General features: G+C 59.9%; 22 protein-coding genes and 3 pseudogenes. 14 read left to right on the top strand and 11 right to left on the bottom strand.

The annotated features are described in order from the left end of the window. Positions 1-1,180: 1,180 nt before the first annotated feature. Both J4G43_RS43300 and tnpB read left to right on the top strand, forming a co-directional pair. The gene (locus J4G43_RS43300) at positions 1,181-1,579 is read left to right on the top strand and encodes a transposase (protein ID WP_026192391.1); all 399 of its coding nucleotides are present in this window, start codon (positions 1,181-1,183) and stop codon (positions 1,577-1,579) included. Next, positions 1,576-1,884, top strand: coding sequence for an IS66 family insertion sequence element accessory protein TnpB (gene tnpB / locus J4G43_RS43295; protein ID WP_060907863.1), 309 nt, complete (start codon positions 1,576-1,578; stop codon positions 1,882-1,884). Before J4G43_RS43300 ends, tnpB begins: the two co-directional genes overlap by 4 nt. Here tnpB and J4G43_RS43290 read toward each other — a convergent pair. Further along, positions 1,872-3,434 carry a recombinase family protein gene (locus J4G43_RS43290; RefSeq protein ID WP_225005450.1) on the bottom strand — a complete coding sequence of 521 codons (1,563 nt, stop codon included), beginning with the start codon at positions 3,432-3,434 and terminating at the stop codon, positions 1,872-1,874. The genes tnpB and J4G43_RS43290 overlap by 13 nt on opposite strands. A gap of 114 nt (positions 3,435-3,548) precedes the next feature. Between J4G43_RS43290 and istA (J4G43_RS43285) the strand changes: the two genes are divergently transcribed. Both istA (J4G43_RS43285) and istB (J4G43_RS43280) read left to right on the top strand, forming a co-directional pair. Next, the gene (istA, locus tag J4G43_RS43285; protein WP_100214066.1) at positions 3,549-5,306 is read left to right on the top strand and encodes an IS21-like element IS1631 family transposase; all 1,758 of its coding nucleotides are present in this window, start codon (positions 3,549-3,551) and stop codon (positions 5,304-5,306) included. A gap of 4 nt (positions 5,307-5,310) precedes the next feature. After that, the gene (gene istB, locus J4G43_RS43280; RefSeq protein WP_038952109.1) at positions 5,311-6,078 is read left to right on the top strand and encodes an IS21-like element IS1631 family helper ATPase IstB; all 768 of its coding nucleotides are present in this window, start codon (positions 5,311-5,313) and stop codon (positions 6,076-6,078) included. Here the strand turns inward: istB (J4G43_RS43280) and J4G43_RS43275 are convergent. After that, a complete protein-coding gene (locus tag J4G43_RS43275; RefSeq protein ID WP_249814701.1) occupies positions 6,032-6,274 on the bottom strand; it encodes a recombinase family protein in 243 nt (80 codons plus the stop codon). The two genes, istB (J4G43_RS43280) and J4G43_RS43275, sit on opposite strands and share 47 nt — an antisense overlap. Before the next feature lie 244 nt (positions 6,275-6,518). Between J4G43_RS43275 and istA (J4G43_RS43270) the strand changes: the two genes are divergently transcribed. Then, positions 6,519-8,060, top strand: coding sequence for an IS21-like element ISFK1 family transposase (gene istA / locus J4G43_RS43270; RefSeq protein ID WP_060907903.1), 1,542 nt, complete (start codon positions 6,519-6,521; stop codon positions 8,058-8,060). A gap of 18 nt (positions 8,061-8,078) precedes the next feature. Further along, positions 8,079-8,840 carry an IS21-like element ISFK1 family helper ATPase IstB gene (gene istB / locus J4G43_RS43265; protein WP_011090937.1) on the top strand — a complete coding sequence of 254 codons (762 nt, stop codon included), beginning with the start codon at positions 8,079-8,081 and terminating at the stop codon, positions 8,838-8,840. Between the two features lie 53 nt (positions 8,841-8,893). On the opposite strand, the gene J4G43_RS43260 is transcribed toward istB (J4G43_RS43265), so the two are convergent. Further along, complete coding sequence (locus tag J4G43_RS43260) at positions 8,894-9,274, bottom strand: recombinase family protein (protein WP_208088583.1); 381 nt, start codon at positions 9,272-9,274, stop codon at positions 8,894-8,896. A 588-nt stretch (positions 9,275-9,862) separates the two neighbouring features. Between J4G43_RS43260 and tnpC the strand changes: the two genes are divergently transcribed. After that, positions 9,863-11,407 (top strand): IS66 family transposase, encoded by a 1,545-nt coding sequence (tnpC, locus tag J4G43_RS43255; protein WP_225005823.1) that lies wholly within the window; start codon positions 9,863-9,865, stop codon positions 11,405-11,407. A 571-nt stretch (positions 11,408-11,978) separates the two neighbouring features. Here the strand turns inward: tnpC and J4G43_RS43250 are convergent. The 3 genes and pseudogenes from J4G43_RS43250 to J4G43_RS43240 all read right to left on the bottom strand — a co-directional run. Further along, positions 11,979-12,161: pseudogene (locus tag J4G43_RS43250) on the bottom strand (helix-turn-helix domain-containing protein); the annotation flags it as partial. 41 nt (positions 12,162-12,202) lie between these two features. Continuing rightward, positions 12,203-13,471 (bottom strand): IS256 family transposase, encoded by a 1,269-nt coding sequence (locus tag J4G43_RS43245; protein ID WP_038952271.1) that lies wholly within the window; start codon positions 13,469-13,471, stop codon positions 12,203-12,205. A gap of 98 nt (positions 13,472-13,569) precedes the next feature. Next, positions 13,570-14,169: pseudogene (locus J4G43_RS43240) on the bottom strand (cyclic nucleotide-binding domain-containing protein); the annotation flags it as partial. A gap of 426 nt (positions 14,170-14,595) precedes the next feature. On the opposite strand from J4G43_RS43240, the gene J4G43_RS43235 reads away from it, so the two are divergent. Then, a complete protein-coding gene (locus tag J4G43_RS43235) occupies positions 14,596-14,862 on the top strand; it encodes a DUF3551 domain-containing protein (protein WP_018648598.1) in 267 nt (88 codons plus the stop codon). A 447-nt stretch (positions 14,863-15,309) separates the two neighbouring features. Here J4G43_RS43235 and J4G43_RS43230 read toward each other — a convergent pair whose 3' ends face one another. Beyond that, positions 15,310-15,729, bottom strand: a complete 420-nt coding sequence (locus tag J4G43_RS43230; protein WP_225005449.1) for a hypothetical protein — start codon at positions 15,727-15,729, stop codon at positions 15,310-15,312. Positions 15,730-15,964: 235 nt separating this feature from the next. Here J4G43_RS43230 and J4G43_RS43225 point away from each other — a divergent pair, with 235 nt between their 5' ends. Further along, positions 15,965-16,339, top strand: a complete 375-nt coding sequence (locus J4G43_RS43225) for a type II toxin-antitoxin system RelE/ParE family toxin (protein ID WP_014497752.1) — start codon at positions 15,965-15,967, stop codon at positions 16,337-16,339. Then, positions 16,336-16,656 carry a helix-turn-helix domain-containing protein gene (locus J4G43_RS43220; RefSeq protein ID WP_011084909.1) on the top strand — a complete coding sequence of 107 codons (321 nt, stop codon included), beginning with the start codon at positions 16,336-16,338 and terminating at the stop codon, positions 16,654-16,656. The genes J4G43_RS43225 and J4G43_RS43220 overlap by 4 nt, the downstream gene beginning before the upstream one ends. Before the next feature lie 604 nt (positions 16,657-17,260). Here J4G43_RS43220 and J4G43_RS43215 read toward each other — a convergent pair. Next, on the bottom strand, positions 17,261-18,529 hold the full coding sequence (locus tag J4G43_RS43215; protein WP_208083632.1) for an IS256 family transposase: 1,269 nt from the start codon (positions 18,527-18,529) through the stop codon (positions 17,261-17,263). Between J4G43_RS43215 and J4G43_RS43210 the strand changes: the two genes are divergently transcribed. Then, positions 18,464-19,126, top strand: coding sequence for a UvrD-helicase domain-containing protein (locus J4G43_RS43210; protein ID WP_225005822.1), 663 nt, complete (start codon positions 18,464-18,466; stop codon positions 19,124-19,126). The genes J4G43_RS43215 and J4G43_RS43210 overlap by 66 nt on opposite strands. 279 nt (positions 19,127-19,405) lie before the next feature. Here J4G43_RS43210 and J4G43_RS43205 read toward each other — a convergent pair whose 3' ends face one another. Continuing rightward, complete coding sequence (locus tag J4G43_RS43205) at positions 19,406-20,674, bottom strand: IS256 family transposase (RefSeq protein WP_038952271.1); 1,269 nt, start codon at positions 20,672-20,674, stop codon at positions 19,406-19,408. 247 nt (positions 20,675-20,921) lie between these two features. After that, complete coding sequence (locus J4G43_RS43200; protein WP_208088581.1) at positions 20,922-21,149, bottom strand: cold-shock protein; 228 nt, start codon at positions 21,147-21,149, stop codon at positions 20,922-20,924. A 216-nt stretch (positions 21,150-21,365) separates the two neighbouring features. Between J4G43_RS43200 and J4G43_RS43195 the strand changes: the two genes are divergently transcribed. Then, positions 21,366-22,495, top strand: a protein-coding gene (locus J4G43_RS43195; protein WP_085967151.1) for an IS3-like element ISRj2 family transposase whose coding sequence is annotated in 2 segments (ribosomal slippage) — positions 21,366-21,618 and positions 21,618-22,495 — 1,131 coding nt in all. Because the reading frame shifts where the segments join, the coding sequence is not laid out codon by codon here. Between the two features lie 103 nt (positions 22,496-22,598). On the opposite strand, the gene J4G43_RS43190 is transcribed toward J4G43_RS43195, so the two are convergent. Then, the gene (locus J4G43_RS43190; RefSeq protein WP_225005448.1) at positions 22,599-22,901 is read right to left on the bottom strand and encodes a hypothetical protein; all 303 of its coding nucleotides are present in this window, start codon (positions 22,899-22,901) and stop codon (positions 22,599-22,601) included. 713 nt (positions 22,902-23,614) lie between these two features. On the opposite strand from J4G43_RS43190, the gene J4G43_RS43185 reads away from it, so the two are divergent. Together J4G43_RS43185 and J4G43_RS56225 are read left to right on the top strand one after the other, a co-directional pair. Then, positions 23,615-24,133: a hypothetical protein gene (locus J4G43_RS43185; RefSeq protein WP_166349326.1), complete on the top strand. Its 519-nt coding sequence runs from the start codon at positions 23,615-23,617 to the stop codon at positions 24,131-24,133. A 203-nt stretch (positions 24,134-24,336) separates the two neighbouring features. Beyond that, a pseudogene (locus tag J4G43_RS56225) lies at positions 24,337-24,483 on the top strand (M12 family metallopeptidase); the annotation flags it as partial. Positions 24,484-24,605: the final 122 nt, after the last annotated feature.

Raw genomic sequence — 24,605 nt, 5'->3', positions numbered from 1 at the left:
ATGTTGCGGGTAATCGTACCCGACGATGTTCCATTCAGCGACGCTGACGACGACACGTGCCCGAATGTGTTGATAGTCCCGTTCGTGGTGGAGGGACCTGAATACGGGCCACTCAAGATCGGTCCAGCATACTGCTGCTGGACCGCAGTGTCACCGACGTTCAGGACTAGCACGCCATCAATGTTGTTGGTCGCAAGCCCCTGACGAATTTCTGCATGGTGTACGTCCGCATTGGTGGAACAACACCAACCCATCTTCAGCAACGACGCCGGCTTTCTTCCTTCCTCTGAGATAGTCGCCTGAATGCTAGAAACTAGAGCGGGGGCCCGCGACGTAAGCGGCTATCCGATTGACCGGTTCGGACGGAAGGTCCCGGCCTGCATACCTTTTGTATGGATGTTGTGATGCATCCTGCTAGTGTCGTCGCCGCAACGGCTAAGGCGAGGAGCGCAACCCCCCAGTGAAGAAATCGCTGAACTGAACCAGCCCCGCCCCACAACAACTATCGAGTTATCTTTTTTCGATACTCGTCTATCATTGCTGTCGTAACATCACCCAGGTAGCACAGCGGTGCCGCGCCGCCCGGCCGCGAATAGGCGCTTCTGCTGCCGCATGCCCGGCCATTGCGCATCGTGTCATCCGGGCAGGCGCAGGGTCTGCCGGTTGCGTGATATTGATCCCGGCTGGCCTTAATCAGGATCGCGGCGATGGCCGCGGCGGTCAGCGCAACTTCGATCTTGCGTTTTGTGTCGGTTTGCTGTGGGGCGGGATCTTGCGGTGTCTTGGGTATTGCGGTGGCGCCACGCGGGCCGGGCGGAGCAGTCTTGGAAGCTTGCGGCTGCGAAGGGCTGCCCGGCACCGCCGTTAGCGCGAGCGGACTTGCTGGGGGGCTGGTTAGCTGCGCTACCATTGCAGGCGCAGAAGTAGAGGGTCGCCCGTCCTGACGGCCGACGGAATAAGCTCCTATGGCTGTAAGGCCCAGAAGCACGATCACAGTCCAGCCCCGCATGAGGACATTCAAGCGAAGCCGGAGCGATCGGGCAAGTTGCAAATTGTAAATCGAAGGCAAGCCCCCGTATTTTGTAAGCGGAGCTTTTCTCCCATTTGATTGACTGGTTTCGCTTCGGCTTTCGCTCTGCGATCCTTGGCTTGTCAGAGAGCCGAGAGGAGACTGAAGGCGATGGAACAATCGGGGGAGGAAGCCGAAGCTGATGGCTTTGTGGGGAAGCTTACGCGCCGGACGCGTTCTGGAGGCCGGTTATGGTCTGCGGAGATCAAGGGGCGCGCTGTTTTCGAGAGCATGAAGCCCGACGCCCGGGTATGTGATGTCGCACGGCGTTATGGTGTGAAGGCCCAGCAGTTGACGACGTGGCGCAGATTGGCGCGTGCTGGCCGGCTCGCATTGGTCACGGACGACGCGGCGGATTTCGTGTCGATCGAGCTGAGCGATCCAGTGGCGTCAGGCAAGAGCGAGGGGCCCGTCGAGATTACGATTGGCAAGGTTTCGGTCCGCCTGGATGCGGACGTGTCGGCGGTGCGGATCGCGGAGATCGTGACTGCGATCGAGCGCGGCGCATGATCATTCCGGCGCAGGGACTGCGGATTGTGCTTGCTGTGCGTCCTGTTGACTTCCGGTGCGGGCACGACGCGCTGGCCGGTCTTGTGCAAAACACGCTTGGGCTCGATCCGCATTCGGGCCTGATCGTGGTTTTTCGTTCGAAGCGCGCCGACCGGCTGAAGATTTTGCTATGGGACGGCACGGGCCTCGTTTTGGTCTACAAGCGCCTTGGCCGCGATGGTCGTTTCGAGTGGCCGCAGATCAGCGACGGCGTCATGCATCTGACGCGCGTGCAGTTCGAAGCGCTGTTCGATCACCCATGTTGATGCCCCTCCTTGTTAGGCTGACAGATTCTTAGATCAAGTTGCGCGATGACGTGGTTTCGAAGGTCTCCGATGGCGTGAAGAACGGATGGTGTATTCGGGAAGAGATAGGCGCCGCTGGGCTGGCGATCAATTAGCAAACGCTTGGTTCGGATCTGAACATAGAGCCAGTTTACTGGAATCTCGAGCCTTCGGGCCAGTTCGGGCGGGCTGAGGTATGAGTCGTCATGCTCCCATCGGCTGCGCTGGGCAGTTACCTTGATGGCGGCGGCACGACGGAGCCGCCCAACGGTGATAGGCAGCACCTTATCGGCGCAACGGGGAGAGCGGTGACCTTCCCGAGTAAGGATTGTGGCGATCTTGTCGTCTGGGACGCCGTCGCGAGCGAGCGTCAGAAGGCGTTCCCGCATCTCTGTGCCTCGCGTCAATCTGGTGACGGAGTTGACGCTCATCTTCACTTCGAGCTCCGTCACGGCGCCTCCCCGCCAGACGATCCTAGCCAGGGCCAAGTCGCGCTCACCGCGGTCGAGAACGACCTTTTCGATGAGACATCGCAACAACGCCTTGCGATGCGCATCCGAGATAGTCTCGTCACCCCATATCTGCGGGAGGCGGCCGGTGAGGCTGATGACCTTGTCGTTGAGCTCCTTGCTTATGGCCACTTGTGTGATGGCTTTGGGCGGCGTCTGTCGGGCAAGCGCCTCTTCGGCGGCGCGCACGTCGTTTAGCGCCGCTTCCCATCGACGCTCGAGTTCCGAGGCGACCAACCGATTATCTGGATCAGCTCGGTTGAACTGCCGTTCGGCGAGCGCCGCCGTGTATCGCTTGCGCTCGAGCTCTCGTTCTGCACTGGAGCGTAGCGCATTGTTCGTCTGCTGCTGCACCCGGCGGGAGCGCGACAAGGCATCGAGTTCGGCCGGCGCTAGTGCGGTTAGGAATGCGTCGCCAACGGCTGCATCGATATGGGCGGCGCGGATGTGTTGGCAGGTTGGCTGACCTTCCTGGGTACGCAGGTGATTGCATACATATTCGCCGCCGCCCTTGTAGCGGACGTACATCTTATGGCCACATCGTGCGCACCAGGCAATGCCGTGGAGCAGGAGCTCGCCATTGCGAGGCGCGCCGCGGGTTTTGATGCGCATGTATTCGGCTCGGTTATCTCTGATGACGGATCGGATTTTTTCATAAATTGGCCAGTCGATATAGGCTGGATATCGATCTTTAACGACGATCCGCCACTCCTCCATCGGCCGCGGAGCCTTTTGTGGCAGGGCCCCCTCCCGCTTCGGCGGCCGGAAGCGGGTTCGTCCATAGACAAAGGCGCCCGCGTATGCGGGGTTCTTCAAGATCGCCGCGACGGCAGCCAGCGTCGCGCGCGTCCAGCACAAATCGCCATATCGATCACGACGCGGCAGTTCCAGGTCACGCTCGTTCAACGCTCGCATGACCTTGGCAACGCTGCGCAGCTGCAGGAATAACTGGAAGACGAGACCGAGCCGCCCTTGCACGGCCATGTCGGGATCCTTAACGACCACACCGCTCGGGTCCCGCATCAGCCCGCCCCGTGGGTCGGTCAAAATCCCCCGGGTATGGTCACTTGAAACTCCCCCACCTGATGATCGCCGTCAGCGCCGCTGAACAGCAGTAGCCGGTCAGGCAGGACGTTTATGTTCGACCCCTTTAGCCAGCAAGGGGCCGGGGAGTTGAACGTCTTGAAGCGACATCTGCAAAGCACCGTACTTACATTACTTGATCGCAACACCAGCCAGCGCGAGATTCACCGGCTGACGGGTGTCGATCGCAAGACGATCCGGCGTTATCAGGCGCTGCGGGCCGGTGCGGAGGCAAATTCCCCCGGGGAAGTGACCACCGGCTCGGTGAGCGCGGACGGCCAAATTCCTCCACCCCGACCACCGGCTTTTGGGACATCGGAAGCGACGGTCACCAGCAGCCTGGCCCGTTCGGCTTGCGAAGCGCATCGGACGTGGATCGAAGAACAGGTCCGGCTGAAGCGGAACGCGCAGGCGATTTACCAGGACCTGGTTGATCAATTTGGCTTTCCGTCCAGCTACCAGAGTGTCAAGCGGTTTGTGCGCCGGTTGCGGCACGCTGATCCTGAGCAGTTTGATCGTCTTGAGTTCCTCCCCGGCGAGGAAGCTCAGGTCGACTATGGCGAGGGCGCGCCGACGGTTGATCCGAAGAGCGGGCGGTACCGTCGTCCCCGCCTGTTCGTGATGACGCTACGCTACTCGCGGCGCAGCTTCCGGCGGGTAGTCTGGAAGTCCAGCCAACAAGTCTGGGCGCAGCTCCACGAAGAGGCGTTCCGGTATTTTGGCGGGGTCCCCAGCTATGTCGTGCTCGACAACCTGAAGGAAGGCGTCCTCAAGCCGGATTTGTACGAGCCCCAGCTCAACCCGATTTACAGCGCGATGCTGGCTCATTACGCCGTGGTCGCCGATCCCGCGCGCGTGGCCGATCCAAATCGGAAAGGATGCGTCGAGAATGCGATTCAACATACCCAGGGCACTGCGCTGGCCGGACGGCGCTTCGAGACGCTGGAGGCGCAAAACGAGTTCTTGAGGCACTGGGAGGAGAACTGGGCTTCCAAACGCATCCACGGCAGCACGCGCCGTCAGGTCGAGGCGATGTTCCAGGAAGAGAAGCCGCACCTGCGGCCGCTGCCTGTCGCTCCCTTCCGCATCTTCACCGAAGTCGTCCGGACTGTCTGCGACGACACCACCGTACGCGTCGACAACAGCTATTACGCCGCGCGGCCCGCGCCGATCGGCAGCCAGGTCGTCGTGCGCATCTACACCACCACGATCGAGATCCGTGATCGCCACACCCGTGCGCTGCTGCGTGTTCATTCCCGGATGGCGCACCCCGGTTCTGTCGTCCTGCCGACCAGCGAACGGCCGTTCAACCCGTCGCGGCAAACCGCCGTGCTGCTGGCGAGCGCCGAGCGCATCGGACCGCAGACCAGGGCCTTGTGCCAGCAGGTGTTCGACACCGAAGGGCGCCCCGGACAGCGCGCGATGTGGGGCATTGTCGGGCTGGGCCGGAAGTATCCGGCGCGGCTGGTCGAGCAGGCCTGCGCGCACGCCATCGACAACCGCATCTACCGCTACAAGCACGTGCGTGCGACCGTCGAGCGGTTGTTCGAACAGGCGATCGAGCAGGTTGGAGTGACGCCACAGCCGGCATCGCCGCTCACCCAGGATCATCCGCTGATCCGTACCCCCGCGGAATACGGCGACCTCTTCAGCCGCGCTGTGCGGCGCGACGCCGACGACAATGGTCGGCAGGCCGAGGCTCACGACGATCACGCCACGGCAATCCGCGCTCGTGTCGCCTGCGCAACCCCGGCCAACTCCGGCGCCACGAGCGCTCCCGCTGCACCTTCTCACCTTAAACTGGAGACCTAGCCACATGATGACCATGCCGGAAATTGAGCGTTGCCTACGACAGCTGCGCCTGTCGGGTGTCCGCGACACGCTGCAGACGCGCGTGCTCCAGGCGCAGGGCGCCAACCAGCCCTTCCTCGAGACCTTCTCCCTTATCCTGCAGGATGAACTGGACCGTCGTCAGTCCCGTCTTATCGAGCGGCGATACCAGCAATCCGGGCTCGACGAAAAGCTGACGCTCGCCGAGTTCGACTGGTCCTTCAATCCCAAACTGCCACGTCAGACCTGCTTCCAGCTCCACACCCTGGCGTTCATTGCCGCTGGCGAGAACGCTCTGCTTGTTGGCAAACCTGGCACCGGGAAGTCGCACATCGCCAAGGCGATTGCCTATCAGGCGATCCTGCAAAGCCACAAGGTCCAGTATCTTGAGACCGACGACTTCTTCCACCGCTACGCCCTGAACTCTCCGGCACAACGCGAGGTCCGGCTGCGAACCATCATCGACTGCGATCTCCTCGTGCTGGACGATCTATTCCTCGCACGCGCCATCCCCGACGACGCCGGCACTTTGCTGCAGACCCTGATCCATCAGCGTTACAAACTGCGCCGCAGCGTCATCGTCACCTCCAATCGCGTCGTGCAGGATTGGGGGGCATACCTTGGGGACAACACTATGAGCACGACGATCCTCGATCGCCTTATGCATCATTGCCATCTGCTTGAGTTCGACGGACGCAGCTATCGGCTCAAAGAAGCCGCTGAAGCTCTTGCCCGGGAAACAAACTCAAACTAACAGTCCCTTGTCCTGCCTCGCGGGTGGAGGAATTTGACTGACCACACCCGGAGGAATTTGAAGTGACCCGCGGGGCGATTGGCAGCATAACCGCAAGTTCGCCGCGTTCGGCTTTGGCCAGCAGGCCGGCGGTCAGCCGGCTGCGGATCGTATGTAGCTCAAGCTCGGAGATCGAACCCTTCAGCCCGAGAAGCAACCGTCCGTTGGGAGTGCCCGGATCATAGACACCATCGCGGTCGGCGATCAGGCAGCCACGTAGACCACAGATGCGCGTTTCGCGGGATCGTGAGCGCGGATTTCAGGGGATCGTGAGCAGAGATTTCAGACGATCGTGAGCAACGATTTCGCGGGATCGTGAGCAAGGCTTTCGGAGCCTTGCAGCGCTTCGGCCGACAACTCAACCGGCTTAGGGATGACCTCGTGGTTAACGAGGAAGTCCAATGCCTACCCAGAGATTGTCGATGCGCCGGATCAAGGAAGTCCTTCGGTTAAAACATTTTCAAGGCCTGCCAGAGCGGGCCATCGCGCGGAGCGTGGGCGTCAGCAACGGCGTTGTGCACAGCTACCTGAGCCGCGCCCGCTCTGCTGGGTTGAGCTGGCCGCTTCCGGAGGGAATGACCGATGAAGACCTGGAGCTTTTGCTTTTCCCGGCCCCACGACCAGCGTCTCAGAGCCCGCAGCGGCCGGTGCCCGACTGGAGCTACATCGATAAAGAGCTCCGCCGGCGCAACGTAACCCGTCGCCTGCTCTGGGAGGAGTATCGCGCCGTTAATCCCGACGGTTTCGGGTACACGTGGTTCTGCACTACCTACGAGGCCTGGAAGGGGCGGGTCCGACCTTCGATGCGGCAGATTCATCTGGGCGGCGAGAAGGTGTTCGTGGATTTCGCCGGCGACACCATCGACATCGTCGATCCGCTGACCGGGGAAGTGCAGCCGATGAAGCTGTTCGTCGCGGCGATGGGCGCTTCGAACTACACCTACGCCGAGGCCTGCCCCAGCGAGAGCTTGGCCGACTGGATCCGGGCCCACGTCAACTTGTTCACGTTTTTGAGCGGAACGCCGACGTTCGTGGTCTGCGACAACCTCAAAGCCGCCGTCAGCAACCCCGACCGCTACGATCCCGGCCTCAATCGCACTTATGCCGAGATGGCGAGCCATTACGGCACGGCCATTCTCGCCGCACGGCCGCGGCGCCCAAAAGACAAGGCGAAGGTCGAGGTCGCGGTGCAAATCGCCCAGCGCTGGATTCTGGCCCGGCTGCGCAATCAGCGCTTCTTTTCCCGGGCCGAGCTCAACGCCGCCATCAAGACACTCGTCGACGAACTCAATGCTCGTCAAATGCGTGGCTTCGGCTCAAGCCGCGCCGAACTGTTTGCCGAACTCGACAAACCCAAGCTAACCCCGCTGCCAGATCAGCCTTATGCCTTCGCACGCTGGAAGCGCTGCCGCCTCGCTCCCGATTATCATGTCGAGGTCGACGGCCATTGGTACTCCGCGCCGTATCGTCTGATTGGCGAGCTGGTCGATGCCCGTATCGACGATCGGACGGTCGAGATCTTCCACAAGGGCCAGCGGATCGCCAGCCATGCCCGCGCGCCCAACCGACGCGGACACACCACCATCGCCGACCACATGCCGAGCGCCCATCGCCGCTACGGCAAATGGACCCCCGCCGCGGTGATCGCCGCCGGCGAGCGGATCGGTCCTTCGACAGCAGCGTTTTTCCAGGCCGTGATCGACGCCCGGCCCCATCCAGAACAAGGCTTTCGAACCTGCCTTGGCATTCTGGCGCTCGTCAAAAGCTACGGCGCCGAACGCCTCGACGCAGCCTGCCGGAGGGGCATCCTCATCAAGGCGCGCTCCGTCGCCTCGATTAGATCGATCCTCCAGAACGGCCTCGATCGCACGTTCTTCGACGAATCTTTCGAGCACCAGCCCCTGCGCCACGGCAATATCCGCGGACGCGACTACTTCCACTGAAGCAAGGAGAGACCCGGCATGCTTAACCACCCAACCCACGAACGGCTGATCGAGCTTGGCCTGACCGGAATGGCCAAGGCCTTCGAGGAGCAGCGCCGATCGCCCGATCTCGAAGCCCTGCCGTTCGAAGATCGCATCGGCCTGTTGGTCGACCGCGAAGCCGCCGAACGCGACACCAGGCGGCTCACCACGCGCCTCAAGATCGCCGCACTGCGCCAGACTGCTTGCGTCGAGGACGTCGATCTGCGCACCCCGCGGGGCATCGACCGCGCCGTTTTCGCCAAACTCGTCGAAGGTCGCTGGATCGATCGCCACGAGAATTTGCTCGTCACCGGGGCAACCGGCCTGGGCAAAAGTTGGTTAGCCTGCGCGCTCGGCCACAAGGCCTGCCGCGACAACCGATCAGTCCTCTATCATCGCGTTCCAAGGCTGTTCGAGGCGCTCGCGCTCGCGCGCGGAGACGGACGTTACGCCCGGCTCCTCAAAAGCCTCGGCCGCGCTCAGCTTCTGATTTTGGATGATTGGGGACTATCGGTGCTCACCGCCGCGGAACGCCGCGATCTGCTCGAAATCCTCGAGGACCGCCATGGCCGCGCATCCACCATCGTCACAAGTCAGCTCCCCGTGGACACCTGGCATGGAGCCATTGGGGACCCCACGGTCGCCGACGCCATTCTCGATCGCCTCGTCCACAACGCCCACCGCCTCCAGCTCACCGGAGAAAGCATGCGAAAACGCAGCGCCAAAACCATCACCCTTGACGGCCAACCAGAACACTGACTCTATCTCCCATCGGCCGTAGCGGGCTGCTCACGATCGTCTGAATTCAGTGCTCACGATCGCGCGAAATCGATGCTCACGATCCGTGAAATCCGCAGACCACAGATATCCAGGAGCGGATACCAGTCGGTACAATTACGCGCCAAGCGGGTCACGTCGATCGACAGGATGAGTCCCACTTCACTCAGGCCAACACGGCCAACGAGTTCCTTGAAGCCGTTACGCTGTGCTATAGACGCGCCGCTCAACCCGAGATCGGCATCAATCACGTCGATGGCCGCCTCACGCCATCCGAGTTCGCGGGCGCGCTGGCGAAGCGCGTATTGAAGGCGCAGGCTCTCCTGATTGCTTACGACCTGATGGGGCGTCGACTGCCGGATGTAGACTACGGCTTTGCGCGCCAAGTGGCTTGGTGTGACCAGCTCGGACTTCATGAGGGATCTCCGCCAAAATTGCGGCGACGTCTTCGACGATCTGGCGTCGGAGCGCGGGCGTCAGCGTCGACCAAAGATCGGCTGGATCCATGCTCATGTGCGTCGGGACAATCCGCTGTCGATAAAAGCTCGAGTAGAGCCTCCATACTCAGCTTAATCTGATTTGCCTCTTGCTCATAATATTCGATTGCGGTTGCTTGAATCAGAAGACTGCTTCCTGCGCGATACTCAACTTCATACGAAGCGGGAATGCCTCGGCCTCGCTGACCGATCTTCCTAATCACTCGATATGAGCGCCCCCACAAAGGATGGTGGGGGTCCCCAACCTCGACCACCTCCGGAAATGATTCGTCAGACTCACTATCAGGGACATTCCTCAATCCCCTCGTTTGAAGGGCTGAACTGGAAGCGAGTGGGCGAACGGATTGTCGCGACGCCAGCTGCGGCGAACTGACTCAGACCCGACAACCTGTTTCGCGCGGGGCTTTGGGATGATAGCTTGCGGATGTGCCGCCGTCCCCCATTGATCCCGCCCGTCTTGCAGCGCTGCCCGCCGATTTGCGCGCGCTCTTCCGCGCGCAGGAAGCGATGATTGAAGCCGAGCGTCGTCGCGCAGACGATGAATGCTCGGCGCGCCTTCATGTCGAGAGTGAACTGGCTGCGTCCAAAGAGAGCGTCGAACGCCTCGAACTGCTCGTGAAGGAGTACGAGCGCGCACGTTTCGGTAAACGCTCGGAGAAGTTCAATCCCGATCAGATGCAACTGGTTCTCGAGGACATCGAGATTGCCATCGCCGAAGTCCAGGAACGCCAGGACGATCGTGCGCGCCGCGCCGGCACGGCGCCGTCCAGCCGCCGGACCAGGCGCGCTGCCCGTGCCTTTCCCGCGCACCTGCCGCGCATCGAGCAGGTGATCGAACCCGAGAACCTCGAGTGTCCCTGCGGCTGCGGCCGGATGGTCCAGATCGGCGAGGATCGCTCCCGCCGTCTCGATGTCATGGCCGCCCAGTATCGTGTGATCGAGACGGTGCGACCGCGCTACGCCTGCGCAAAGGGCTGCACCGGTGTTGCTCAGGCGCCGGCGCCCGCCCATCTCGTGGAGGGTGGCATCCCCACCGAGGCGCTGCTGGCGCAGGTGGCGGTCGCCAAGTTCAGCGAGCACATGCCACTCTATCGTCAGTCGCAGGTTCTGGCTCGGCATGGCATCTTCATCGATCGCGCCGTTCTGGCAGACTGGATGGGAACGGTCGCCTTCCACCTCGCGCCGCTGGTCGAGCGCATGAGCGTCGTGATGAAGCAATCGGGCCGCTTGTTCATAGACGAGACCAGGGCGCCTGTGCTCGATCCGGGCCGGGGCCGAACGAAGACCGGCTATCTGTGGGCTGTCCTGCGCGACGATCGCGGCCACGGCGGCGCTGATCCACCAATCGTGGTCTACCACTACGCGCCAGGACGCGGTGGTGACCATGCTGAGCGCATCCTCGAGGGCTTCGACGGCATCCTTCAGGTCGACGGATACCAGGGCTATCATCGGCTCGCACGGCCCAAGCGCAAAGGCGGCGTGCCGCTGCGGCTGGCCGCATGTTGGTCCCACTCAAGGCGCAAGATCATCGCAGCGACTCCGAAAGCCGGCTCACCCATCGCCGAAGCCGTTCTCGCGCGCATCGCCGCACTCTATGCGATCGAGAAGGAGATCCGTGGCGCCGACGCCCCGGCTCGGCAAACGACCCGTAACGAGCGATCACGGCCGCTCGTCGCTGAACTCGAGAGGTTTCTGCGCGAGCAAGCCGCTCGCCTGTCGCCGGGCAGCGAGATGGGCAAGGCGATCGCCTATCTCCTGAACCATTGGGATGGCCTCACCTTGTTTCTCGACGATGGTTGCGTTGAGATGGACACCAATCCCGTCGAAAATCAAATCAGGCCGCTGACTCTGACGCGTAAAAATAGTTTATTTGCTGGTCACGACGAAGGTGGTCGTTCATGGGCGCGCATAGCTTCGCTCATCACCACCTGCAAAATCAACAGCGTGGAGCCCTACGTCTGGATGAAAGCGACGCTCAAAGCGATCGCAACCGGTCACCCGCAGTCCCGGATCGACGAGCTCCTGCCCTGGTCGTTCGGCCGCACCTCGTAATTCTCCGTCGTTGCCGCCTCCATACCCCCCGCCAACGATTTGCAAACACGTTGATCAACAGACTGCAATCCCCACGCCAAACCTTTGCGAGTGGGACGCGAACGTCGCTTACCGTATTTTCCCGGAAGTGGCCTTGATGGAGGATTAATTGGGCACGGCCCGTCCGGCCAAAAGCGCATGCTTAGACGTTCGTCGTGTTGTTTCGAATGAGCTTCGGACACGAAAACGTACCGGCGTTTATGCTGTACAAATGAACAGGCGTGCCGACCTTCTGGGTGATTTCGCCTTTGAGACGTTGCGGCGCGCGTGAAACCCGAATGCATTCCATTCGAGATCGAAACGGCGGTCGAGTCTATTGCAATGGTTTGCCGTCGTCACCGGCGTTGGCTCAAGGGCCTGTATGATCCGGCGGTGTTTACCCGCACCGCCCGAAGGTACATCGCAGCGTTCGGGAAATAGCACTCGATAGCTGATTGGTTGCGCCTCGGAGGTGAGATCAATTTTCCTGAAAGTGCGGTAGTTGCTGCGGGCGATCCTAACCGCGACCGAAGCTTTTCACGCCGTCCGCATGTTAGCTTTGCAGGTCAAGGCTCGCGAGCCGCTGCCGGTCCAGAATCACGATCTCGCGTTGGGTATTGCCGATGAAATCGAGGACACCATCAGTGTGCAATTGCGACACTGCACGCGAAACGGTTTCGACGGTCAAACCAAGGTAATCGGCGATGTCGCGCCGAGACATTGGGAGCGAGATCACGTCAGCAGGAGCTATGGCTGATTTTGGGTGACGCGGCCTGATCAGGCGGCGTGGCTTTCAGTGTTCGGAATGACTTCGATTCCGTCGATGAACTTTACACCGGCGATGACTTTCGGCAACTGGTTCGTGCTCTTCAATCGCCGCCAGGTCTTCGATGCGGCGTCGATGAGCTTGAACACCATCAGCTTCGCAGTTTGTTGCGACAGCGATCCCTTGGTCCGCACCGTTCGGTGGCGCACCGTGGCGAAGACGCTCTCGATCGGGTTCGAGCTGCGTAGGTGGATCCAGTGCTCAGCAGGGAAGTCGAAGAAGGCGAGCAGCGCATGGCGATCCTTGATCAGGCACTCCACCGCACGTCCGTATTTGACGTGGTATTTCTCGACGAAGACGTCGATCGCGGTTTCAGCTTCGGCCCGGTGTGGGGCCAGATAGATGTTCCGCAGGTCGTTCTTCATGGGGCCCTGCACGGATTTGGCGACCTTGTCGAGTACGTTGCTCACTTTATGGCACCAGCATCGTTGGTGCCGCGTGCCGGGAAAGGCCTCGTCCAGTGCCTTCCAGAAGCCGAGGGCGCCGTCGCCGATGGCGAGTTGCGGGGCAATCCGTAACCCGCGTTGCCGCAGGTCGATCAGGAGTTCGCGCCAGCTCTGCGCGCTCTCGCGCACGCCGACCTGGAAGCCGATCAGCTCCTTCTTGCCTTCCGGCGTGGTGCCAATCAGCACCAGCATGCATTCGCTGTGATCTTCCATGCGGGCCTGCAGGTACACGCCATCGGCCCAGATGTAGACATAGCGACGCGCCGACAGATCGCGTCTCTGCCAGCGTTCGTACTCGACCTGCCAATCGGCCTTCAGGCCGGCGATCACCGAAGGCGACAGGTTCGGCGCATCCTTGCCGAGCAGCGCCGAGAGCGCCTCCTGGAAGTCGCCGGTCGAGATGCCGCGCAAATAGAGGACCGGGATCAAGGCATCCAGGCTCTTCGTCCGCCGCGCCCATAGCGGCAGGATTGCCGAACTGAAGCGGAGGCGGTCGCCTGGCCCGCTCGCTCCGCGGTCGCGGACCTTGGGACGAGCGACCTCCACCGGACCGATGCCGGTCGCAATCTCGCGCACCGGACCGTGCCCATGTCGGACCAGGCGCGCTCGACCGTCGGGCAGCGTCAGATTGGCCGTGCTGGCCAGAAACGCGCCAACCTCGATCTCGATCGCCCTGGCAAGCAGGTCCCGCGCGCCGGCACGAACGATATCGGTCAGTGGATCATCAACCGCGGACGGCTGACGGAAAGCAAGAACATTGGTAGTCTCGGTCATGGCGTATCGCTCTCCTCGAGAGGTTCTGGCAGGCTCGTCACCCGCCTCGATACGCCGCCTTCCTCACACCGTCATCACCCAGATTCCGCCATAGCTCCGTCAGCAGCCGTGAGTCGTTCATCCATCTCGTGCAAGAACGCGGCAACGCGCTCCAGAGCAGTTTTACGTCCGAGCAGCAGCATATGGTCTTCGGCGTGTTGCAAGTTATTCGTCGTCAAGCTGAGCAAGGTGCGCCAGACAACCGCGTCATTCTCGGCGACCGTCTCAAGGTGTTGCCGCCTGATCAGGCGAACAGCGGTTTGGATGATCGCTTCCGCCGTAAATCGGTGGACTCCGCCGTTCTCGAGTCCAAAAATATCACCCGGCAAATGAAATGCGCCAATCTGGCGCCGCCCATCGGAGAGTAATTTGCAGGTCCGTACCGCGCCTTTCCTGACCTGGTAGACGTACTCGGCTGGCTCACTCTCGATGTAGATGGTTTTACCTTTCTTGTAAGTGAATTCACTCAAGCTGACGATCGGATTCGAGCCGCTCGATATGCCGAGCTCACTGAGCGAATTGATTAGGGATCTATGGTCTGTGGTGATGCTCACGAACTCCTGAACCAGAATATACGAAGGGGAGCCTCGCGAATTGATCCGGCGCAATCTATGGATGTCATTGTAACAAGCGGCCATGAAGAGGAGAAGTAGTGTCATTGTGACGCAGTGCGCGCGCAGCAGTTGAGGTGACGCAATGTGTTGTCCTCCGGTCGAGGGGGGCCCCGCAACGCGCGTCGGAGCGAACGAAGCGATCATGGATTGAGTGCCATACGAGTGTTCTGCTGCGCGAAGGCGACAAGTCGCGCTTAAAAGATGCGTTTCACTGCGGAGTATCTTTGAAAGGCGGCTTCGGATCGCGAGCGAGTGTGTCCAAGACCAAGGACGGGTGCGGATAATCGGCTCCGGCCCTCTTAAGCCCACCCTGATATCCAACGTCTGCTCAAGAGCCCCCGTCGAGGCTCTGCCACGGGTGATTGTCTCGCTGACGATGGTCCAACTGGACCCGACACCGGCAATTGACTAAGATCAAACCTCTAATACGGATGCTCTATCCTTCAGCGAATTAAGGAGGCAAGAGATCTCATGCCTTACCTTCTCGCTACCGGAATCCTAGCACTTCCTATCCTCGTCAGCTTTGGATCAGATTTGACCGCTGCTTCACGGGTTCATTCGTACACCCCACCGGCTCGCCAAGACGTTTATTGCCTGCAGGGCCGAGCCTGGGGATATCCGGGCAACTGCCAGTTCTCGACCTACAGTCAGTGCATGGCTACCGCATCCGGCACCTACGCTTATTGCGGTATCAATCCGATGTACGCCTTCGAGCGACAGGGAAGGCAATTGCGCTGAGGCGAACGTCGTCAGGTCAGCCAAGCAGCGTTGGATGACGGACGGACCGTTCAGACTCGTGTCGCGGTTCGCTCGACCCCAGCCGCTGAATCGGCTGATTGGTCCGTTCGTTCGACTGCGCCCGGTGCCATCCTTGCATCTGGACGGCGATATCCGCTCCTGGGGCGGGGCGACACTATTCGAAACGGATCTTCTGGCTCAGATCTCTCGGAAGATAGCAGAAGGCCCGCGCTCTTCCCAGTACTGTCTCAATCTGTCTCAGAGTTCAGCGCGGCGTGCAGCCGAGCCTTCTCCAACCGAGACCTGAGTCCATTCAAACAGGCGGCCAGTTTGGCGAACTCCTGAATGCTGACATAATCAAAGACGAACTGCTCAACCTCTTTCTGCTGCTCGTAAGGATCTTGCGAGCGATGCCCGTGAGCGACAAAAGGACGTACCTGGCATCATTCATGTCGGATTTCCGGCGCACGAACTGCTTACCTCAAGCTCCCTCGATTGCTTGGTGATGAAACCCGACTCGACTCTCATCAGCTTCGCGACAGCATTGACGGGAACACCATCTTCTTCCAGCTTCGTCAGAGCCATCAAGATCATCATTTGCGGACCAGTAATGCCAAGCGCATTCGCGTGGTAGGACCGAAGATCGCAAGACATACGTCGATTGATCTGATCTACCATGTAAAGCGCCTGAGTAGATCCTGACTGACGCGCGGCGCCTTCCGGGAGCGTGTTGCCAATGCAGGCAGCTTGGGTGGCATCTGATCTCAGGAGCTCCAGCCTCAAAATATTGCTTGCTGGCTGGCTGGCTTCAGCAAAGAGGACCGGTCCTCGCTGATCACTTTGACGCGCCCAAAGCGCCCCGATCAATCAGTCGCCACAGCTAGACCATTCGTTCCGGTTCGATTTATGAGGATATTGCCCCCTCCCCAGTGGCGATCACCATAGCTTCAACCCAAGATCGAGGCCATCAAAAGTACGCCTAGCGACGTTGATGGACAGGATCGGAGAGGTCGTCGACGGGCAGTGGCGGAAATTCGCCATTTATAGGCCCGTCAGGAAACCCTTGCAAAATTATAGCAGTAGTGCTATAAGAGAAGGGCGAATGACCACACAGAAGCCCGTAGTTTGGATCGGATCGTCAAAGGACGATCTACGAGCTTTCCCGGACGAGGTTCGCCGCGTCATGGGGTTTGCGATCAATGATGCACAAAACGGCGACGAGCATCCTCGTGCCAAGGCCTTAAAGGGCTTTGGTGGCCGGAGTGTACTGGAGGTCATCGACGATGAAGATGGCGATACGTTCCGTGCCGTCTACACCGTACGCTTCGCTGGCGTTATCTATGTCCTTCATGCCTTCCAAAAGAAGTCGAAGAAGGGGATTGAGACTCCGAAGCACGACATCTTGGTAATTCAGGCCCGGTTGAAGGCAGCCGAGGCTCATTACCAAGAGAACTACGGAAAAGGAGGCAAGAAATGAGTAAGGCAATTAAAGCAACCGCAGGCAGCGATAATATTTTCGCTGACCTTGGCTTTGCCAATCCTGAGGAAGAACTCCTCAAAGCCAAACTTATTCGTGAGCTTCGTGCGATCATCAAACGTCGCAAGTTGACTCAGACAAAGGCTGCCGAACTGCTAGGCCTTAAACAGCCTGATGTATCTGCCCTAGTGACCGGCCGCGTAGGGAAGTTCTCGATCGACAGGATTGTTCGATGCCTAGATCGGCTTAATTATCGTGTGGACGTCGTTATCCGTCATAAGCCCGTTCGTCGCGCATCCTCGCGAGCTGCGGCCTAAGAGTGGGAATGGATGGATATTGACGAACTTCGGGATGCTGAAATCCAGCTACATGGTTTGACCAAGGCCGACGGCGTCTACCGGAGCGAAAGATCAAGAGCGTTGGAGAGCTCGAGCAACTATTAGACGATGCAAAAGTCCGAGAGGTTCTAGGCGGGCTGGCTAAAGTCCGTGATAAGCTGGACAAGGATGGCAAGCCTGATCCGCGCGAAAGAGGTGTATTCAAGGATATTGCTGCCAGTGAGTGGGTCGGGGAGCAGTTGGTAGGGCCCAACCTAAACACGATGACAGGCGATTTCCCCCAAATCATTGGGAAAATTCGTACTTGGGCCGATCAGTGACTGGCGAGGTTCTGATCCAGAAAATATTGAGCTGCCGAGCAGGAAGCGTTGTCGCTCCTGCCGGATGCGGGAGGACAGAATGCATTACTGACGTTTTAGCCGCCGCTGCGGGCCGTTATCTTGTGCTCACCCATACACTCGCTGGTGTTGACGCTCTTCGGAAACGTCTCGCTGAAAAAAGGTGAATTCACAGAACTATGACCTCGACACGATTGCTGGTTGGTCGCTTCGAGCTATGGCTGATTTTGGGTGACGCGGCCTGATCAGGCGGCGTGGCTTTCAGTGTTCGGAATGACTTCGATTCCGTCGATGAACTTTACACCGGCGATGACTTTCGGCAACTGGTTCGTGCTCTTCAATCGCCGCCAGGTCTTCGATGCGGCGTCGATGAGCTTGAACACCATCAGCTTCGCAGTTTGTTGCGACAGCGATCCCTTGGTCCGCACCGTTCGGTGGCGCACCGTGGCGAAGACGCTCTCGATCGGGTTCGAGCTGCGTAGGTGGATCCAGTGCTCAGCAGGGAAGTCGAAGAAGGCGAGCAGCGCATGGCGATCCTTGATCAGGCACTCCACCGCACGTCCGTATTTGACGTGGTATTTCTCGACGAAGACGTCGATCGCGGTTTCAGCTTCGGCCCGGTGTGGGGCCAGATAGATGTTCCGCAGGTCGTTCTTCATGGGGCCCTGCACGGATTTGGCGACCTTGTCGAGTACGTTGCTCACTTTATGGCACCAGCATCGTTGGTGCCGCGTGCCGGGAAAGGCCTCGTCCAGTGCCTTCCAGAAGCCGAGGGCGCCGTCGCCGATGGCGAGTTGCGGGGCAATCCGTAACCCGCGTTGCCGCAGGTCGATCAGGAGTTCGCGCCAGCTCTGCGCGCTCTCGCGCACGCCGACCTGGAAGCCGATCAGCTCCTTCTTGCCTTCCGGCGTGGTGCCAATCAGCACCAGCATGCATTCGCTGTGATCTTCCATGCGGGCCTGCAGGTACACGCCATCGGCCCAGATGTAGACATAGCGACGCGCCGACAGATCGCGTCTCTGCCAGCGTTCGTACTCGACCTGCCAATCGGCCTTCAGGCCGGCGATCACCGAAGGCGACAGGTTCGGCGCATCCTTGCCGAGCAGCGCCGAGAGCGCCTCCTGGAAGTCGCCGGTCGAGATGCCGCGCAAATAGAGGACCGGGATCAAGGCATCCAGGCTCTTCGTCCGCCGCGCCCATAGCGGCAGGATTGCCGAACTGAAGCGGAGGCGGTCGCCTGGCCCGCTCGCTCCGCGGTCGCGGACCTTGGGACGAGCGACCTCCACCGGACCGATGCCGGTCGCAATCTCGCGCACCGGACCGTGCCCATGTCGGACCAGGCGCGCTCGACCGTCGGGCAGCGTCAGATTGGCCTTGCTGGCCAGAAACGCGCCAACCTCGATCTCGATCGCCCTGGCAAGCAGGTCCCGCGCGCCGGCTCGAACGATATCGGTCAGTGGATCATCAACCGCGGACGGCTGACGGAAAGCAAGAACATTGGTAGTCTCGGTCATGGCGTATCGCTCTCCTCGAGAGGTTCTGGCAGGCTCGTCACCCGCCTCGATACGCCGCCTTCCTCACACCGTCATCACCCAGATTCCGCCATAGCTCCGTCCCTTCGTCTGTCTTTAGCGTTCCCACAGAGATCTGGCTTATCAGCTTTTGAGCCCAAAGAAGAAGAATGGTCGAAGGTCTACGCCGCGGCGCAGAGACTTATCGAGAGAGGTGCGATCAGTAGCATTTTAAAGGCTTCATATGCTGGCGTTCTGATCGATGAGTACCAGGATTGTACGATTAGCCAGCACTCTTTGGTCAAAGTGGTCTCTCGGTATCTGCCGACTTGTGTATTTGGGGACTACCTGCAGTCAATTTTCGGTTTCAGACATGACCCAGCCGTCGATTGGGATGTTGATGTTGTCAGCGCCTTTCCAAGAATTGAAGAACTGGCTGAGCCGTGGCGATGGAAACGAGTAGCGCAGCATGGCAGGTGCAAAATACGGCAAGGCACGCCGGACGTCGTTTGGCCAGTCGATCTGTCGGAAGCACCCTCCTTGTTAAAGGCCTTCAGTTTGATCATGCAGTCATCGTTGCGCCTGAAAGATTGGAAATAAATGATCTCTATGTCGCAATGACTAGGGCATCGAAAACGATAACCATCGTGTCGCCTGTTCCCATCCTAAGGGCGAAAGCGAAGAGGAAGGCATCGGGAGTTACGAGTGGGGCTTCGGTTTGAGCGAGTGGGTAAAGTCCGGCCTTTCGTCCCAAGTGCGTGCGCAGATTGAGGGGTATCTCTGTTGGCCGCTGCGGAGCTTTAGCGTAGGGTTCCAGGGAGGCTGAATAGATGCTTACGTCGCCGAGAGCTATGGCTGATTTTGGGTGACGCGGCCTGATCAGGCGGCGTGGCTTTCAGTGTTCGGAATGACTTCGATTCCGTCGATGAACTTTACACCGGCGATGACTTTCGGCAACTGGTTCGTGCTCTTCAATCGCCGCCAGGTCTTCGATGCGGCGTCGATGAGCTTGAACACCATCAGCTTCGCAGTTTGTTGCGACAGCGATCCCTTGGTCCGCACCGTTCGGTGGCGCACCGTGGCGAAGACGCTCTCGATCGGGTTCGAGCTGCGTAGGTGGATCCAGTGCTCAGCAGGGAAGTCGAAGAAGGCGAGCAGCGCATGGCGATCCTTGATCAGGCACTCCACCGCACGTCCGTATTTGACGTGGTATTTCTCGACGAAGACGTCGATCGCGGTTTCAGCTTCGGCCCGGTGTGGGGCCAGATAGATGTTCCGCAGGTCGTTCTTCATGGGGCCCTGCACGGATTTGGCGACCTTGTCGAGTACGTTGCTCACTTTATGGCACCAGCATCGTTGGTGCCGCGTGCCGGGAAAGGCCTCGTCCAGTGCCTTCCAGAAGCCGAGGGCGCCGTCGCCGATGGCGAGTTGCGGGGCAATCCGTAACCCGCGTTGCCGCAGGTCGATCAGGAGTTCGCGCCAGCTCTGCGCGCTCTCGCGCACGCCGACCTGGAAGCCGATCAGCTCCTTCTTGCCTTCCGGCGTGGTGCCAATCAGCACCAGCATGCATTCGCTGTGATCTTCCATGCGGGCCTGCAGGTACACGCCATCGGCCCAGATGTAGACATAGCGACGCGCCGACAGATCGCGTCTCTGCCAGCGTTCGTACTCGACCTGCCAATCGGCCTTCAGGCCGGCGATCACCGAAGGCGACAGGTTCGGCGCATCCTTGCCGAGCAGCGCCGAGAGCGCCTCCTGGAAGTCGCCGGTCGAGATGCCGCGCAAATAGAGGACCGGGATCAAGGCATCCAGGCTCTTCGTCCGCCGCGCCCATAGCGGCAGGATTGCCGAACTGAAGCGGAGGCGGTCGCCTGGCCCGCTCGCTCCGCGGTCGCGGACCTTGGGACGAGCGACCTCCACCGGACCGATGCCGGTCGCAATCTCGCGCACCGGACCGTGCCCATGTCGGACCAGGCGCGCTCGACCGTCGGGCAGCGTCAGATTGGCCGTGCTGGCCAGAAACGCGCCAACCTCGATCTCGATCGCCCTGGCAAGCAGGTCCCGCGCGCCGGCACGAACGATATCGGTCAGTGGATCATCAACCGCGGACGGCTGACGGAAAGCAAGAACATTGGTAGTCTCGGTCATGGCGTATCGCTCTCCTCGAGAGGTTCTGGCAGGCTCGTCACCCGCCTCGATACGCCGCCTTCCTCACACCGTCATCACCCAGATTCCGCCATAGCTCAAGGACTTCCTTGATCCGGCGCATCGACAATCTCTGGGTAGGCATTGGACTTCCTCGTTAACCACGAGGTCATCCCTAAGCCGGTTGAGTTGTCGGCCGAAGCGCTGCAAGGCTCCGAAAGCCTTGCTCACGATCCCGCGAAATCGTTGCTCACGATCGTCTGAAATCTCTGCTCACGATCCCCTGAAATCCGCGCTCACGATCCCGCGAAACGCGCATCTTGCGCTCGAAGCTGATCCGGGCCCCCTCAGCAAGGGAGGTGTATCCGGCCTTCTCGACTGACCTGATGTGCACGAATACGTCGGCTTCGCCATCATCGGGCTTGATAAATCCATAACCCTTTGTCGCGCTGAACCACTTCACAATACCGGTTGCCACTACAATGTCTCCATCTCAAACAACAGCGATCTAAGTATGGTTTGCGAAGGGCATCAAGCCGGTGCGCGGGGTATGCAATGTTGCTCCGGCACGATATGGAGCAACATCGTCGCCGGGCGTGAGCTTAGAGAGCTGGCCCCGCAAATTCGGACAGTAGCTTGAGTGGATTTTCTGCCTGACAGCGGCGAGGATTCTTGCTGCGAATCAGGAGCGAAGATGACGAAGAAGAGCCGCCGGACGCATTCTCCGGCATTCAAGGCGAAGGTTGCTTTGGCTGCGGTCAAAGGCGACAAGACACTGGCGGAGCTGGCGCAACTGTTTGATGTTCATCCGAACCAGATCACGATCTGGAAAAACCAGCTCCTGGAAGGCGCCGCCGGCGTGTTTGGGCATGACAAGACATCGGCCGAGACGCCGGTCGATTTGAAGGCGTTACATGCCAAGATCGGCGAGCTGGCGTTGGAAAACGATTTTTTGTCCGGCGCGCTCACCAAGGCGGGCCTGCTGAGCGCAAAGCGATGATCGACCGCGATCATGATCTTTCTATCGTGCGCCAGGCGAAGGTCCTGAAGCTGGCTCGCAGCACGGTCTACTATGAACCTCGGCCAGTTTCGGCCGAGGACCTTGCCTTGATGCGTCGGCTCGATGAGCTGCATCTCGATTATCCCTTCGCGGGAGCGCGTATGCTGCGATCGTTGCTGCGGCGGGAGGGCGTATACGCCGGTCGCCGCCACATCGCGACGCTGATGAAGCGCATGCGGATCGAGGCGGTCTATCGTCGCCCGAACACGAGCAAGCCGGCTCCGGGTCACAAGATCTACCCGTACCTGTTGCGCGGATTGAAGATCGAGCGGCCCGACCATGCGTGGGCAATGGACATCACCTACATTCCGATGCGGCGTGGCTTCGTCTATCTCGCGGCGGTCGTCGATGTGTTCAGCCGACGGGTCCTGGCCCATCGCGTCTCGATCACAATGGAGGCGGCCTTCTGCGTCGAAGCGGTCCAGGAGGCGTTGGCGAAGCACGGCAGGCCCGAGATTTTCAACACGGATCAGGGCAGCCAGTTCACCAGCCTCGAGTTCACCGATGTGCTGCTGGACGCGAAGATCGCCATCAGCATGGACGGCAAGGGCGCCTGGCGCGACAACGTGTTTGTCGAGCGGCTCTGGCGCACGGTCAAATACGAAGAAGTATATCTCCGCGCCTACGACAGCGTGTCCGAGGCGCGAGCGTCAATTGCCAAGTATCTGGCCTTCTACAATCAGGGACGCCCTCACTCGAGCCTTGACGGGCGCACGCCCGACGAGGCTTACTTCGGCACGCAAGCTATGGTGATGGCCGCATGACCGTCGCCGACGGTTTTGTCGTCGCTCTGGTCGGGCTACGCCCTCCCGACGCAACGACAAAACCGTAAAGCCCCGCGTTCAGCATAACCCGGCAGGAATCCACTTAAATCCAGCGGGGCGCTGTCCAAACAACCGGGGCCAGCTCTTCAGGTGCGCTCTTCTGTTCCAGAAGAGCAAGAAAGGCCCGCCCTTTGTCCGTTATGATCCATTGTCCGGGTTCCCGCGTAACCAGCCCTTGTCCGAAAATATTGAGATCCGGCGTCTGCGCCGCCAATCGCTTCGTACGATCCGTCCACTCCGGACCGCTGGTGTAGAACACCGCCAGGTAATCCTTGAGGACGGCAAGGCTCGCCCGGCCCTCCGGTTGGCCGGCGAGAATCCTAAGTATCGAGACCTGAAAACTCACTTTCTCCAACCAAACGCGGTAGCACCAAAGCCGCAAATCTTAGCGGCACCTGCCGGACCCCGCGCTCCACTTTAAAACAAGAACCTCAAAACAAATGCTGATGCGGATCCGGCAGATTGGGACGCAAATGTAGACCGTCCTTGTCGAGCTGGGGAGGCCCTTTGATTCTATTCCTCGCTCGTTCCTGCAAGGCTGTCGGGCTGTCAAGCGTCGAACCGGCCTGATCATGGACAGCCCAAAGCTTGGCAAAACGGAGTTTGCGCCTCTCAAAGAGACAGGTTTCGAGGACGAGTGTTCGATCTAGTGTCGCCGCGTCCATACGAACGCGAATGGATGCCCCAAAGGTGTTCGCCAAAATCGTAATTCGGATGTCGAGCCTGGTACAATCTGAGGTGACGTTGCCTGCTCTTATCCCCCGTTTAGCAAAGGATTGCGGCGCATATGGGCGAGTTCATGCTGGATCTCGACGCCGCTTCAGCTTCACGGCCCTGCATCCGCTAGCCTGTCGGCCTAAGCAGCCGGACCCGAGCCATGATCGGTCGGTAAGCTGCTCGGTCGAAAGTCCGATCTAAAAACGCGAAAGGCGATTGCCGACAGCGATAGCGGGACTTCCGGCGAGCTTGCGCTCAGTATCGTACCTCGCCCGCAGCTCTTGACTGATGCCCATTATTGCGTGAACGAGAGGCATCAAAATTTGGGAATGGCAGCTGAGAATGATGGATGTGGTTGCTGAGGCGAACGCCTCGGAGTTACCGCGCATTTTGCACAAATCCTCCCGGCGCTCGTCTTGGATTCTCGTCCTCTTGGTCTTCTTTGGTTTGTGTGCCGCGGCAGCCTATGTTTGGACTAACATGGAGACAATTTTGGCGAGGTCGCAAGTGCTTGGGCCCGCGCCGATGCATGGCTTGTCACCTGAGGTTAGGGAAGCTCTGCTGGAGGTTCGATCCGAGCAACAACGGGCGAGCGATGTAATCGCAGAACTCAATCGCAATATCGGTGCGCAGCAAGCCGATTTGAAGCGGATGACGGACCAAATCGAAGCGTTGACCGCGAAGATCGAATCCTTGCAGAGTTCACTCGCTGCTGCGTCTGCGCCGCCAGTCTCTTCTCCGCCTGCAGCCCAATCAGCTTCGAAGCTGGCGAAAAGAGCGGTCCAGCCCTCTAAGCCAGAAGGGCCAATTTCCGTTGGCGGCGCGCCGCTGATCCCTGAGCCAGGATCTGGCCAGCATTGACGGAAGCGCTTGGGGGATCTCCGCCTCAACCAATTCCGCCTGAAGCTTGTCGGCTGTGCGTCTGATCCCGGTCTGCCCGCGTCCACGCACTGCCAGCAACCCATACTGGGGGTCCAAAGGTTGGTTTTGGTGCCAGTGTACAGGAGGGTGGAGTATCTCGACCGCAAGCCGTCAGGCATGACTCTCAATTTCAGCTTCAATCATTGGAGCAAAGGCTCCGAGATCGGCGCGAGTTCTGCATTCGCGTTGTCGCTGTCCACGAATTCGGACATGCCCTCGGTTTTACGCATGAACAGAACCGCGACGATGCGCCGGAGGCGTGCCGTAACGAAAAAGCTTCCGGCTCGGTCGGCGATTATAAGGTCACCCAATACGATCTCGATTCAATAATGAACTATTGTAATCCAGCATGGAACGGAAAGGACAACTCAGCCCACTCGATATCGCCGCCGTCAGGAAATTCTATCCCTCC

The sequence above is a fragment of the Bradyrhizobium barranii subsp. barranii genome, from assembly GCF_017565645.3.
In the GTDB taxonomy this organism is placed as follows: Bacteria; Pseudomonadota; Alphaproteobacteria; order Rhizobiales; family Xanthobacteraceae; genus Bradyrhizobium; species Bradyrhizobium barranii.
The sequence above is the reverse complement of the archived record's forward strand: the minus strand, read 5'-3'. Positions and strand labels throughout refer to the sequence as shown.